This is a genomic window from Massilia sp. BGA-UO-ETr-WB1, assembly GCF_059567845.1.
Genome location: NZ_JCAQOT010000027.1, coordinates 1,187,640 through 1,200,302 on the forward strand (window position 1 = coordinate 1,187,640; position 12,663 = coordinate 1,200,302).

A 12,663-nucleotide genomic window follows, 5' to 3' on the forward strand; every position below is an offset into this window, starting at 1 on the left:
GCTCCTGGACATTGGACACTTTGTCCTACCCCCGGGAATGGACCGTTGTACAACTAATAAGCGAGACAAGGAATATGGCCACGACGACAACATTCAACGGCGATCTTCCCGCCGAACATCCATCGCGTCAAACCAGTCAGGGGGCGCGGAATATTAATGCCAGGGATGGGCACATCGAACCCGGAGAAATAGCGATCGGGGTTGTGATAGGCCGGGCATCCGAATACTTCGACTTCTTCGTCTACGCCATCGCCTCGGTGCTGGTCTTCCCGCAGGTCTTCTTCCCCTTCGAAAGCCGCCTCGACGGCACACTCTACTCGTTTGTCATCTTCTCGTTCGCCTTTATCGCGCGCCCCCTCGGTTCCGTGTTGTTTATGGCACTACAGCGGCACTTCGGCCGCGAAGCCAAGCTGACCGGCGCGCTGTTCTTATTAGGCACCTCCACCGCCGGCATCGCCTTCCTGCCCGAATACGCGGACTGGGGCATGACGGCCATCATCATGCTGTCGGTGCTGCGCATCGGCCAGGGCGTGGCCCAGGGCGGCTCGTGGGACGGCCTGCCGTCGCTGCTGGCGCTGAGCGCGCCGCAGAACAAGCGCGGCTGGTACGCCATGCTGGGCCAGCTGGGAGCGCCGGTCGGCTTCATCCTGGCGGCCGGCCTGTTCTCCTTCCTGCTGGCCGAGCTGAACACGCTGGAATTCCTCGACTGGGGCTGGCGCTATCCGTTCTACGTGGCCTTCGCCATCAACGTGGTGGCCCTGTTCGCCCGCCTGCGCCTGGTGTCCACCACTGAATACACCAAGCTGCTGGACGAGCACGAGCTGGACCCGACCCCGGTAATGGAACTGGCGCGGTCGCAAGGCCGCAACGTGCTGATCGGCGCGCTGGCTGCGCTGGCCAGCTACGCGCTGTTCCACCTGGTGACGGTGTTCCCGCTGTCGTGGATCAACCTGTACTCCACCCGTTCGCTGAGCGACTTCCTGGGCCTGCAGATGATAGGCGCGGTGCTGGCGGCGCTCGGCATCATCGTCTCCGGCCTGCTGGCCGACCGTTTCGGCCGCCGCACCACGCTGGGCACCCTGGCCGCGCTGATCGCCGTGTTCAGCGGCTTCGTGCCGATGCTGATGGACGGCGGCGAGGCCGGCCAGAACACCTTCCTGATGGTGGGCTTCCTGCTGCTGGGCCTGTCGTATGGCCAAGCCGCCGGCGCCGTGACGGCCAACTTCCAGACCAAGTACCGCTACACCGGCGCGGCGCTGACGTCCGACCTGGCCTGGCTGGTCGGCGCCGGCTTCGCCCCGCTGGTGGCGCTGGGCCTGTCGGCCAACTTCGGCCTGGCCTACGTCAGCCTGTACCTGCTGTCCGGCGCGGTCGGCTCCCTGGCCGCCCTGAGCCTGAACCGTGCGCTGGAGATTCGCGACTAAGCGTTGTTGATTGAGAAAAAAGACGGGCTCCCGACGAAAGTCGCGAGCCCGTTCTCTGTTTAAGCGCTGCTTAAATTACAACGCGGCTTAATGCAAGCTGCTATTGCGGCGCACAGCGTTGCCGGACAGGACGCGCAGTATGGTTTGGGGATCCACGGAATGAGCCAGCAGATAGGCCCAGGCGTTGGCGGCGCCTTTGGCGGCGTCGATGCGCCGGGCTTCTTCGATCACCTTGGCAAGGTCGTGGTTGCTTCTTTTGCAGCTGCTCATGGTACTGACTCCCTCGGGCTGCCTACGGAGCTGGGTAGGCATGTGCTTGCTCTGCACGGAGGACGCGCTGCGGTTTGGGCGCTTGGTACGCTGTTCTGGGACAGTGCTGGAAATAGTAGCACGCCCCAGACCAAGGTGTTAATACCAATTCGCTATTTAGTGTGGCTGAGTGCGGCAGTTGGCAGGCGGGCCAGCAGCAAATCGGCCACGCCCACCGCCGAGGCCGGGTTCTGGCCGGTGATCAGCTCGCGGTCCGACACGATGTGCGGCGCCCAGTTCGGGCCGCTGCTGTACTTGCCGCCCGCGCGCTCCAGCGCCGTCTGGGGCGTCAGCTTCATCACGCCGCCGTTCAGATAGCCCTTGCCGGCCTCCTCTTCCGCGTTGCTGATGACCGTCATGCGGTAGCCGGCGTAGATCCAGTCCTTGCCGGCAACCTTGGCGCCGGCTTCCAGCTTGCCGACGAACGCTTCCGGCTGGTCCAGCGCGGCCACCAGCGCGGCCGGGCCGTGGCAGACCAGTGCGGTCGGCTTGGCTGCCTTGTGGAAGTAGGCCAGCAAGCGGCCCACGGCCGGGCTGCGGATCAAATCCTGCATCGGCGCGTGCCCGCCCGGGATATAGACCGCGTCATACTGCGCGTACCCGCCCTGCTCCACGCGCGCCAGGCTGACCACCGGCGAGGCCGACACCGAGGTCAGCTTCAGCTTTTCCAGCAGCGCCAGGTGCTCCTGCATGGCGGCCTCGCCGCCGAACAGCGAGGCGTCCAGCGAATTGCGGTCCACGGCGGGCGCCTTGCCCAGCGGCGTGGCGAAGGTGATGGTGTGGCCGGCGTCCAGCAGCTTTTTGACAGGCTGCATCAGCTCGTTGGCGTAAAAGCCGGTTTCATAGACGCGCTGGCCGCGCAGGTCCAGCTGGGACGCGTCCGACAGCACGACCAGCACGTTGGCCGCGTGCGCGCCGGCGGCGGACAGGCCGAGCATGGCGGCGGCAACGGCGGTACGAATCGATGGTTTCATGGCAAAACTCCTTGTGGGCTAGGTTGATAGCCGCTACTCTATTCGCATCGATGGCGACAATAAATAACCACCATCTCAAATCATTTGTTCCCGAAAGAGCATAATGCCGCGCCAATTCGACTACCTGGGCGACGTGGAAGCCTTCCTCGTCATCGCCGACAAGGGCACCATCAGCGCCGCCGCCGTGGCCCTGGGCACCACCGCGTCCGTGCTGAGCCGCGCGGTGGCGCGCCTGGAAGCCCGCCTGGGCGTGCAGCTGATGCGCCGCACCACCCGCCGCCTGAGCCTGACCGACGCCGGCAAGGCCTACCTGGACCAGGCCCGCAGCGCCTTCACCCTGATGGCGGACGCCGAACGCTCGCTGCGCGACCAGGGCGGCGAGCTGTCCGGCACGGTGCGCCTGAGCGCGCCCACCACCTACGGCCACTACCGCCTGCCGCCGCTGCTGCAGTCCTTCATGGAGCAGCACCCGAAAGTGATGGTGGAGCTGAGCATCGCCAACCGCAATGTCGACCTGGTGCAGGAGGGCTACGACATGGCCATCCGCCAGGGCGCGCTGCCGGACAGCAGCCTGATCGCCCGGCCGCTGGAGGACGCCCAGCTATGCCTGGTGGCCGCGCCCGCCTACCTGGCCCGCGCCGGCACGCCGGCCACCATCGCCGACCTGGCCGGGCACGCCTGCCTGCCGTTCACCATGCCCAGCACCGGCAAGCCGGCGCCGTGGCAGCTGCGCGACGGCGGCCGGGATGTGGAATGGCTGCCCGCCGCGCGCATGCGCATCATGGACGACGTGCTGGGCGTGGTCACGCTGGCGCAGCAGGGATTGGGGATCTGCCAGACCTACCGCTTCATCGCCGACGAGCGCCTGCGCAGCGGCCAACTGGCGCCGGTGCTGCAGCAGCACTGGGGCTGCACCCGGCCGTTTTCCCTGATCTACCCGCCGCACCGTGGCCTTTCCGCCGCATCCCGTGCGCTGATAGACACACTTACCGCCAATGCGGCCATTTTGCCGCCCCACGCCCCGCCCCCTATGCTTTAGAATCACAGGCTTCCGCGTGTTGCATGAATATCCACATCAACACGCCTTTAAAACGATCAGGGACCATGAGACATGATTGAAGACGGGAAGAATGAACTGAAACGCGGCCTGAAGAGCCGCCACATCCAGCTGATCGCGCTGGGCGGGGCCATCGGCACCGGCCTGTTCCTGGGCATTGCGCAGACCATCCAGATGGCCGGTCCCTCGGTGCTGCTGGGCTATGCGGTGGCGGGCTTTATCGCGTTCCTGATCATGCGCCAGCTGGGCGAGATGGTGGTGGACGAGCCGGTGGCCGGCTCCTTCTCCTACTTCGCCGACAAGTACTGCGGCAACATGGCCGGCTTCGTCGCGGGCTGGAATTACTGGGTGCTGTATGTGCTGGTGAGCATGGCCGAGCTGACCGCGGTCGGCATCTACGTGCAGTACTGGTGGCCCGCCATTCCGACCTGGGTGTCGGCGCTGGCCTTCTTCATCATCATCAACAGCATCAGCCTGGCCAACGTGAAGGCCTTCGGCGAGATGGAGTTCTGGTTCGCCATCATCAAGGTGGTCGCCATCGTGGCCATGATCGGCTTCGGCGTCTACCTGCTGGTGTCCGGCACCGCCGGCCCGGAAGCCACCGTGGCCAACCTGTGGCAGCACGGCGGCTTCTTCCCGAACGGATTTGCGGGGCTGGTGATGGCCATGGCGGTGATCATGTTCTCGTTCGGCGGGCTGGAGCTGGTGGGCATCACCGCCGCCGAAGCGGCCAACCCGTCCGAGACCATCCCGAAGGCCACCAACCAGGCCATCTACCGCATCCTGATCTTCTACATCGGCGCGCTGGGCGTGCTGCTGTCGCTGTACCCGTGGACCAAGGTGGTCACCGGCGGCAGCCCCTTCGTGCTGATCTTCCACGCGCTGAACAGCAACGTGGTGGCCAATGTGCTCAATATCGTGGTGCTGACGGCTGCGCTGTCGGTGTATAACAGCTGCGTGTACTGCAACAGCCGCATGCTGTTCGGCCTGGCCAAGCAAGGCAACGCGCCGCGCTCGCTGCTCAAGGTGAACAAGCGCGGCGTGCCGCTGGCGGCGCTGGGCGTGTCGGCGGTGGCCACCGGCATCTGCGTGGTGGTGAACTACTTCCTGCCGGGCCAGGCCTTCGGCATGCTGATGGGCCTGGTGGTCTCGGCGCTCATCATCAACTGGGGCATGATCAGCTGGATCCACCTGCGCTTCCGCGCGCAGAAGCAGCTGGAAGGCAAGGTCACCGGCTTCCGCAGCCTGGGCTACCCGCTCACCAACTACCTGTGCCTGGCCTTCCTGGCCGCCATCCTGGTGGTGATGTACCTGACGCCGGACCTGCGCCTGTCGGTCTACCTGATTCCGGCCTGGCTGCTGGTGCTGGGTGTGGGCTACTGGAGCAAGCAGCGCAGCACCCAGGCTGCCAGCGCTTAATCCTTCCTGGGACTGGCGCCGGACGGATTGTCGTCCGGCCCCCTGGCAGGCGCCAGGTGCCAGTGCTGCTTCGGCACCACCATCGGCGCCGGCGGGTCCGCCATGTAGTGCGGCGACATCATCTGCACGCCGAACTCGTTGAACACGTCAATGATGTGCTGGTGCAGCTGGTTCAGCACTTCCACCCGCTTGCGCGGCGATTCCGCCTTGGCATACGCCACCAGCCGGTACTCCACATAGTAGTCATGCAAGGCCACCTGCATCACGTAGGGCTTGGGCGCCGGCGCCACGTCCTCGGTGCGGGCGGCCGCCAGTTCCAGCATGGCGTGCACCTGGCGCCACGGCGTGTTGTAGCCGATGGTGACGCTGGCGTCCAGCACGAAGCCGGTGCCGGCATGGGCGCGCGAGTAGTTCTTGGTGGTCTGGCCCATGACCCAGGCATTGGGCAGCGCCACTTCCTCGCCCAGGCCGGTGCGCAGCCGGGTTTCGAACATGCCAACCTCCAGCACCGTGCCTTCGCTGTCGCCCACCTTGACGTACTCGCCCTTGCGCAGCGCGCGCGTATACATCAGTATCAGCCCGCTGGCGCCCTGGCCCACCACGCTGGAGCCGCCGATCGACACCATCAGGCCCACCAGCACCGACAAGCCCTGGAACGCGGCCGTGTGCGCGCCCGGCAGGTAGGGATAGGCCATGGCCAGCGCGAACAGCCAGATCACCACGCTGGCGATGCGGCGCGTGGGCAGCGCGGTGTCGCGGTCCAGCCAGCCCAATTGCAGTTCGCCGGTTTCAAAGCGCTTGAAGAAGGACGAGGCGGTCAGCGCCACCAGGCGCGCGAAGGCGAAGATGATCAGCACCAGCACCATGCCGGGCAGCGCGCCGGCCACGGCGCGGCCGACGTCGCCCGCCACCTCCAGCAGGTAATCGCTCAGGCGCTCGCCCCAGGCGCGGGTAAAAGGCACGCGGCCCAGCACGAACGCCAGCCACAGATAGGTGGCCATCAGGAACAGCAGCCATAGCGCGGCGTTGAGCAGGTGGCGCGCGAAGGCGATGTAGTGTTCGGCGTCCAGCACGCGCACATTTTTCAGGCGCACGTCGCGCAGGCGCATGCCGAGCAGCGTGGCGCTGCGGCGCGCGGCCCAGCGGTGCAGCAGCGCCAGGGCGCGCAGCAGCAGCGCATACACCAGCGTGGCGCCGGCGCAGTAAGCGGCGGCAACGGCCAGGTAGCGCAAGCTGCCCTGCTCCTGGTGCTCGGCCAGCGCCATGCCCAGTTGCGCGGCGGCGGTGCCGGCCACGCTGTCGGTGCTGTCTCCGGCCAGCAGGTTGATGTCGGCGGGCGTCACCACGAACAGCTGGATGCCGTCCAACAGCACTTGCGTACCTTCAGGGATGCTGCGGATGCCGGGTTTCAGCGGCCCACCCTTGGCCATGGCGGCCTCCAGGCGCCGCAGCGCGCCGGTGGCGCGGTCGGACGGCGGATAACCCGCCAGAGGCGCGCGGAATACGAACACGCTGCGGTTGACGAACGTCAGCGCCGAGGTGGGAGCGGCGGTGGACGCCGGACCGGCAGCCGGGCCCGGGGCCGAAGCAGCGGGGGCGGCTGCGCCGGGAGCAGGCTGGGGCGGCTCGGCGGCACGCAGCGCCGGCGGCAGTGACAGCAGCGACAGCAGCAGAATGGGCAGAAGAGCATGCAGCAAACGAAAAGGAGCGAGCATGGGACAGTAGCAATGGTTGTCAAACCGCCATCATGCCACGCAAACGCCATGCTGCACTGCATAAGCATATGATTAAGCTGTCGCTAGCCCCGCAAGACAGGATGGGCCGTGATCCGTTACAATGTCAGTTACGCCACTAATTTTCTATGGCGCCGTCCCCCTGCTCAGCCGATTGCCAAGCAAACGCCCACCGCGCGGGGCCTGGTGCTTTCACTTTTTAGTCAATCGGGATCAGATAATGAGCAACATGAACGAGGAGAAGGTTTTAAGCGTGCACCATTGGACGGACACCCTGTTCTCCTTTACCACCACGCGTGACCCTGCCTTGCGCTTTTCCAACGGCCACTTCACCATGATCGGCCTGCGCGTCGACGGCAAGCCGCTGCTGCGCGCCTACAGTATCGCCAGCGCCAACTACGAAGACCACCTCGAATTCTTCAGCATCAAGGTCCCGGGCGGCCCGCTGACCTCGCGCCTGCAGCACCTGCAGGTGGGCGACACCGTGATCGTCGGCCGCAAGCCGACCGGCACGCTGGTGTCCGACTACCTGCTGCCGGGCAAGCGCCTGTACATGCTGTCGACCGGCACCGGCCTGGCGCCGTTCCTGAGCATCGTGCGCGATCCGGAAATCTACGACAAGTTCGACCAGCTGATCCTGGTGCACGGCGTGCGCCAGGTCGACGAACTGGCCTACCACGACATGCTGGTGGAGCACTTGCCCAACCACGAGTTCCTGGGCGAACTGGTGACCAGCAAGCTGCGCTACTATCCGACCGTGACCCGTGAAGAGTACAAGAACATGGGCCGCGTCACCGCGCTGATCGAGAGCGGCAAGCTGTTCGAAGACCTGGGCGTGCCTGAGCTGAACCCGGAAGAAGACCGCGTGATGATCTGCGGCAGCTCCGACATGCTGCGCGACCTGAAGGAAATGCTGGAAGCGCGCGGCTTCAAGGAGGGCAACACCTCCACGCCCGGCGACTTCGTCATCGAACGCGCCTTCGCCGAGAAGTAATCCGCAGCCTGCGTTGCAGGCCTGCAGAAAGCCCCTGCCTTGCGCGGGGGCTTTTTTTTGCTCAATGCCGATCCGGCGCGGCTGACTTCACCGTAAAGCCGAACTGCCCGCTGCGGCGATGGCCGTCCGGCCCCACCGCCACCCAGCGGACGCTGTAGGCCCCCGACGCCAGCGCGGGCAGGTCCAGCTTCAACAGCAGTGGATTGGCAGCGTCCACCTTCGCCTTGCCGGCGGCGACATCCTTGCCGCCCGCATCCTGCAGCACGATGGAACTGAAAGCCGGTTCCACCTTTTCATTGAAAGTCAGCTGGATGTCACGCGGCGCCTGTTCCAGCACGGCGTTGGCGGCAGGCTGCGAAGCTTTCAGCGCGGCATGCGCGTGAGCCAGCGGGCTGGCCAGCACGGAGGCGGCCAGCGCTGCGGCCATGGCGGCGGCCGATGCCAGGGTATGCACTCGTTTCATGTTTGCTCCATTCGTGTAATTGGCTGGCGTTACGATAAGCCCTGTTCGCCGCTCCGCGCAAACGCTTTTTGCCGCTTTCCGCACACTTGACAGGGATGGAAAAAAACGCCCGCCGATTCGGCACAAAGTGCTGCAACGACGGGCTGCGCCGCGACTTTCTAGCGTTCTGTCGCCGGCGCTGGCGCGGCCCGTGCGGCCTGGGTTAGCATGGCTGCACGCCGCTTCCGAATCGCGGCATCACCACGGAGGAATCGTGACAGAGCTGAAAACAGAAGCGGCCTTGCGCTACCGGCGCATGACCGAGGACGACATCGAAGCGGCGCACAAGCTGTCGCTTGCGGTGCGCTGGCCGCACCGCCTGGACGACTGGCGCTTCGTGCAGCGCCTGGGCGCCGGCTACGTGGCCGAAGACAGCACCGGCCTGGTGGGCACGGTGATGTGCTGGAGCCATGGCCCGGAATTCGCGTCGGTGGGCATGGTGATCGTGGCCGCTGAATGGCAAGGCAAGGGCGTGGGCCGCAACCTGATGGCGCTGGTGATGGCGGAACTGGGCAAGCGCACCGTGCTGCTGCATGCCACCGCAGCCGGCAAGCCGCTGTACCAGAAGCTCGGCTTCGAAGCGGTCGGCCAGATCCACCAGCACCAGGGCACGGTGTTCAAATCGCCGCTGATGCCGCTGCAGCCGGGCGAGCGCATACGTCCGCTCGGTTCGCGCGACGGCGCGCGCCTGGCCGCACTGGCCGCGCGCGCAGCAGGGATGCCGCGCGCCACCGTGCTGGCTGCCATGCAGGAAGTGGCCGAGGGCGTGGTGATAGACCGCTACGACGAAGTGATAGGCTGCGCCATGCTGCGCCGCTTCGGCCACGGCTACGCCATCGGCCCTGTGATCGCACCCGACATCGACCGCGCCAAGGCGCTCATCAGCCACTGGACCGGCACCTACGGCGGCGCCTTCATCCGCATCGACGTCACCGGCGCCAGCGGCCTCAGTCCCTGGCTCACCGAACTTGGGCTGGTACAGGTGGATAGCGTTCTGGCCATGGCCCGCGGCGAGGCGCCGCAGCCGGATCCGGGCGTGCGCATGTTCGCCATTATCAACCAGGCGCTGGGCTGAACGTGGACGCGCTGCACGATCTGGCGCCCGGCACCTTCGTCTACAAGGCCGATCCCGCGCGCGGCGCGGAATGGCGCCAGCTGTTCGCCGAACTGGCGCCGCAGATCGACTTCCGCATCTGGCCCGACGTGGGCGACCCCGCGCGCGTGCGCTACCTGGCCGCCTGGCTGCCGCCGGAAGACCTGCACGCCTACACCGGCCTGGAAGTGCTGTTCTCGGTTGGCGCCGGCATCGACCAATTCGACCTGGAAGCCCTGCCGGCGCGCCTGCCGCTGGTGCGCATGGTGGAACCGGGCATCGTGGCCGGCATGGTGGAATACGTGACCCTGGCCGTGTTGTCCATCCACCGCGAATGGCAGGCCTACGCCGCCCAGCAGCGCGCCGGAGTCTGGCGCGCGCTGCGCGTGCAGCCCGCCTCCACGCGCAGCGTCGGCGTGCTGGGACTGGGCGTGCTGCCGCGCGCGGTGCTGGCGCAGCTGGGCAGCCTGGGCTTTCCCTGCGCCGCCTGGAGCCGCTCGCAGCACGACGTTGGCGGCGTGGACTGCTACGCCGGCGCGGCCGCGCTGCCCGGCTTCCTGTCGCGCTGCGACATCCTGGTCTGCCTGCTGCCTCTGACGGACGACACGCGCGGCATCCTGAACCGCGACCTGTTCCGCCAATTGCCGCGCGGCGCCGCGCTGGTGCACGTGGGGCGCGGCGGCCACCTGGTGCAGGACGACCTGCTGGCCGCGCTGGACGAAGGCCGCCTGGCGCAGGCCGTGCTGGACGTGTGCGAGCCCGAGCCGCTGCCGCCCGGCCACGCGCTGTGGCGCCACCCGTCCGTGGTGCTCACGCCACACATCGCCAGCATGACGCAGCCCGCCGGCGCCGTACGCGCCGTGCTGGGCAACCTGCGCCGCCACCAGGCCGGCCAGCCGCTGGAAGGGCTGGTGGAGCGCCAGCGCGGCTACTAGGGCCGCAGCAGAATCTGCCGCCCCCGCCCCAAATTCGCAATTTCCACCGATTCGGGGCGCCCCACTTGCAAGCACCCGCTGCGGCTCCCGCCCTAAGATGGTGTCAGACCATCACACGGACAAATGGACGCCAACATGCCACAAACTACCTTGCTTGAGCTGGACCGCCAGCACCTGATCCACCCCGTCACCAACTTCCGCGCCCACGAAAAGCGCGGCGCCACCATCCTGCAGTCCGGCCACGGCGCCTACCTGCGCGATGCGGACGGCCGCGAACTGCTGGACGCCTTCTCCGGCCTGTGGTGCGTCAACACCGGCTATGGCCAGGACAGCATCGTGCAGGCCGCCGCCGAGCAGATGCGCATCCTGCCCTATGCCACCGGCTACTTCAGCTACGGATCGGAGCCGGCCATCCGCCTGGCCGCGCGCCTGGTGGAACTGGCGCCCGCCTCGCTGCGCCACGTCTATTTCACGCTCGGCGGCTCGGACGCGGTGGACGCAGCGGTGCGCTACATCACCTACTACTACAACGCCATCGGCCAGCCGCAGCGCACTGAATACATCTCGCTGCAGCGCGGCTACCACGGCTCGTCCTCGGTGGGCGCGGGGCTGACCGCGCTGCCGGTATTCCAGCGCCACTTCAACCTGCCGCTGCCCACGCAGCACTATATCCCGTCGCCCTACCCCTACCGCAACCCGCTCGGGAACGACCCGCGGGCGCTGATCGCGGCCTCGGTGGCCGAGCTGCGCGCCAAGGTGGCGCAGCTGGGTGCGGACCGGGTGGCGGCCTTCTTCTGCGAGCCGATACAGGGTTCTGGCGGCGTCATCGTGCCGCCGCGCGGCTGGCTCAAAGCCATGGCCGACTGCTGCCGCGAACTGGGCATCCTGTTCGTGGTCGATGAGGTAATCACCGGCTTCGGCCGCACCGGGCCGCTGTTCGCCTGCGCCGACGAAGGCGTGGAACCGGACATGATGACGATGGCCAAAGGCCTGACAGCCGGCTACGCCCCCATGGGCGCACTGATGATGTCGGACGCGCTCTACCAGGCCATCGCCGAAGGCGCGGGTCCCGACATCGCCGTGGGCCACGGGCAAACCTATTCCGCGCACCCGGTCAGCGCCGCCATCGGCCTCGAAGTGCTGCGCCTGTACCACGAAGGCGGCCTGCTGGCCAACGGCGCGGCGCGCGCGCCGCAATTCGAACAGGGCCTGCGCGACCTGCTGGCGCACCCGCTGGTGGGCGACGCCCGCAGCCGCGGCCTGCTCGGCGCGCTGGAACTGGTGGCTGACAAGGACAGCAAACGCCAGTTCGACCCGGCGCTGCGGTTGCACGAACGCATCGCCCAGGCGGCATATGAACAGAGGCTGGTGTTCCGCGCCTTCGGCGACAACATCCTCGGCTTCGCCCCTGCGCTGTGCTACACCGAAGCCGAATTCGAGCTGCTGTTCGGCCGCCTGCGCGCCACGCTGGACCAGGTGCTGGCGCAGCCGGAGGTGGCGCGCGCGCTCGGCTGAGCCGGCCGCTGTTTTCAGCACGGCCGCGTGCTACAATCGATTGAAAAGCTTCCAGTAACTGCTCGATCAGGGACCATATGTTAGAAGGCGCGTTCAAACTGGACAGGATAGACATCCGCATCCTGTCCCACCTGCAGCAAAGCGGCCGTATCGCCAATGTCGACCTGGCCGACGCGGTCGGCTTGTCCCCCAGTCCCTGCCTGATCCGCGTCAAGCGGCTGGAGAAGGCCGGCTACGTCACCGGCTACGGCGCCCACATCGAACTGGAAAAGATCGGCAATGTGCAGCTGGTGTTCACCCAGGTGACGCTGTCCGACCACCGCCGCGAAGACTTCGCCAAGTTCGAGGCCAGCGTGCGCAAGATCGACGAAATCGTCGAGTGCCACCTGGTGAGCGGCGGCTTCGACTACCTGCTCAAGTTCGTCACCACCGGCGTGGTGCACTACCAGACCATCATCGAAGGCCTGCTCGACCAGCACATCGGCATCGAGAAGTACTTCAGCTACATCGTCATCAAGTCGCCCTTCACCAAGGGCTACTACCCGGTCGAAAAGCTGTTCACCCAGAACGGCTGACAGCCAGGCGGCGGCCCGGCAGAATATGCCGCCGCCGCTTTAAATTCGCAATATCCGCCGTTTCACGCCCCCGATAACGGCCGCACTCCCTCCCCCTCCCGCACTACCATGGACTGAGCTGTTCCAAGGCCGG

At 66.7% G+C, this 12,663-nt stretch carries 12 protein-coding genes; 8 read left to right on the forward strand and 4 right to left on the reverse strand.

Annotated features, from left to right (window positions below):
• The first annotated feature begins 74 nt into the window (after nucleotides 1-74).
• A complete protein-coding gene (locus tag AC56DV_RS32005; RefSeq protein ID WP_496318231.1) occupies nucleotides 75-1,424 on the forward strand; it encodes an MFS transporter in 1,350 nt (449 codons plus the stop codon).
• An 87-nt stretch (nucleotides 1,425-1,511) separates the two neighbouring features.
• Here the strand turns inward: AC56DV_RS32005 and AC56DV_RS32010 are convergent, their stop codons facing one another.
• Both AC56DV_RS32010 and AC56DV_RS32015 read right to left on the reverse strand, forming a co-directional pair.
• Nucleotides 1,512-1,694, reverse strand: a complete 183-nt coding sequence (locus AC56DV_RS32010) for a hypothetical protein (protein WP_496318232.1) — start codon at nucleotides 1,692-1,694, stop codon at nucleotides 1,512-1,514.
• Between the two features lie 152 nt (nucleotides 1,695-1,846).
• Nucleotides 1,847-2,707 (reverse strand): type 1 glutamine amidotransferase domain-containing protein, encoded by an 861-nt coding sequence (locus tag AC56DV_RS32015; RefSeq protein ID WP_496318233.1) that lies wholly within the window; start codon nucleotides 2,705-2,707, stop codon nucleotides 1,847-1,849.
• A 103-nt stretch (nucleotides 2,708-2,810) separates the two neighbouring features.
• Here AC56DV_RS32015 and AC56DV_RS32020 point away from each other — a divergent pair, with 103 nt between their 5' ends.
• Both AC56DV_RS32020 and AC56DV_RS32025 read left to right on the forward strand, forming a co-directional pair.
• Nucleotides 2,811-3,746 (forward strand): LysR family transcriptional regulator, encoded by a 936-nt coding sequence (locus AC56DV_RS32020; RefSeq protein ID WP_496318234.1) that lies wholly within the window; start codon nucleotides 2,811-2,813, stop codon nucleotides 3,744-3,746.
• Nucleotides 3,747-3,818: 72 nt separating this feature from the next.
• Nucleotides 3,819-5,183 carry an amino acid permease gene (locus AC56DV_RS32025; protein WP_496318235.1) on the forward strand — a complete coding sequence of 455 codons (1,365 nt, stop codon included), beginning with the start codon at nucleotides 3,819-3,821 and terminating at the stop codon, nucleotides 5,181-5,183.
• Here AC56DV_RS32025 and AC56DV_RS32030 read toward each other — a convergent pair.
• Entirely contained in the window at nucleotides 5,180-6,898 is a 1,719-nt protein-coding gene (locus AC56DV_RS32030; protein WP_496318236.1) for a mechanosensitive ion channel family protein, read from the reverse strand. The two genes, AC56DV_RS32025 and AC56DV_RS32030, sit on opposite strands and share 4 nt — an antisense overlap.
• Nucleotides 6,899-7,136: 238 nt before the next feature.
• Here AC56DV_RS32030 and AC56DV_RS32035 point away from each other — a divergent pair, with 238 nt between their 5' ends.
• Nucleotides 7,137-7,910, forward strand: a complete 774-nt coding sequence (locus AC56DV_RS32035) for a ferredoxin--NADP reductase (RefSeq protein WP_496318237.1) — start codon at nucleotides 7,137-7,139, stop codon at nucleotides 7,908-7,910.
• Between the two features lie 61 nt (nucleotides 7,911-7,971).
• On the opposite strand, the gene AC56DV_RS32040 is transcribed toward AC56DV_RS32035, so the two are convergent.
• Nucleotides 7,972-8,373 (reverse strand): copper resistance CopC family protein, encoded by a 402-nt coding sequence (locus AC56DV_RS32040; protein WP_496318238.1) that lies wholly within the window; start codon nucleotides 8,371-8,373, stop codon nucleotides 7,972-7,974.
• A gap of 253 nt (nucleotides 8,374-8,626) precedes the next feature.
• On the opposite strand from AC56DV_RS32040, the gene AC56DV_RS32045 reads away from it, so the two are divergent.
• The 4 genes from AC56DV_RS32045 (at nucleotide 8,627) to AC56DV_RS32060 (ending at nucleotide 12,530) form a co-directional block, all read left to right on the forward strand.
• Nucleotides 8,627-9,487 (forward strand): GNAT family N-acetyltransferase, encoded by an 861-nt coding sequence (locus AC56DV_RS32045; protein WP_496318239.1) that lies wholly within the window; start codon nucleotides 8,627-8,629, stop codon nucleotides 9,485-9,487.
• A gap of 2 nt (nucleotides 9,488-9,489) precedes the next feature.
• Complete coding sequence (locus AC56DV_RS32050; RefSeq protein WP_496318240.1) at nucleotides 9,490-10,440, forward strand: 2-hydroxyacid dehydrogenase; 951 nt, start codon at nucleotides 9,490-9,492, stop codon at nucleotides 10,438-10,440.
• A gap of 135 nt (nucleotides 10,441-10,575) precedes the next feature.
• Nucleotides 10,576-11,955, forward strand: coding sequence for an aspartate aminotransferase family protein (locus tag AC56DV_RS32055; RefSeq protein WP_496318241.1), 1,380 nt, complete (start codon nucleotides 10,576-10,578; stop codon nucleotides 11,953-11,955).
• Between the two features lie 77 nt (nucleotides 11,956-12,032).
• Nucleotides 12,033-12,530 carry an Lrp/AsnC family transcriptional regulator gene (locus AC56DV_RS32060; protein WP_496318242.1) on the forward strand — a complete coding sequence of 166 codons (498 nt, stop codon included), beginning with the start codon at nucleotides 12,033-12,035 and terminating at the stop codon, nucleotides 12,528-12,530.
• Nucleotides 12,531-12,663 lie beyond the last annotated feature (133 nt).

Coding starts and splice junctions, on each gene's coding strand:
- AC56DV_RS32005 (WP_496318231.1), top strand. CDS start 75: ATGGCCACGACGACAACATTCAACGGCGATCTTCCCGCCGAACATCCA.
- AC56DV_RS32010 (WP_496318232.1), bottom strand. CDS start 1,694: ATGAGCAGCTGCAAAAGAAGCAACCACGACCTTGCCAAGGTGATCGAA.
- AC56DV_RS32015 (WP_496318233.1), bottom strand. CDS start 2,707: ATGAAACCATCGATTCGTACCGCCGTTGCCGCCGCCATGCTCGGCCTG.
- AC56DV_RS32020 (WP_496318234.1), top strand. CDS start 2,811: ATGCCGCGCCAATTCGACTACCTGGGCGACGTGGAAGCCTTCCTCGTC.
- AC56DV_RS32025 (WP_496318235.1), top strand. CDS start 3,819: ATGATTGAAGACGGGAAGAATGAACTGAAACGCGGCCTGAAGAGCCGC.
- AC56DV_RS32030 (WP_496318236.1), bottom strand. CDS start 6,898: ATGCTCGCTCCTTTTCGTTTGCTGCATGCTCTTCTGCCCATTCTGCTG.
- AC56DV_RS32035 (WP_496318237.1), top strand. CDS start 7,137: ATGAGCAACATGAACGAGGAGAAGGTTTTAAGCGTGCACCATTGGACG.
- AC56DV_RS32040 (WP_496318238.1), bottom strand. CDS start 8,373: ATGAAACGAGTGCATACCCTGGCATCGGCCGCCGCCATGGCCGCAGCG.
- AC56DV_RS32055 (WP_496318241.1), top strand. CDS start 10,576: ATGCCACAAACTACCTTGCTTGAGCTGGACCGCCAGCACCTGATCCAC.
- AC56DV_RS32060 (WP_496318242.1), top strand. CDS start 12,033: ATGTTAGAAGGCGCGTTCAAACTGGACAGGATAGACATCCGCATCCTG.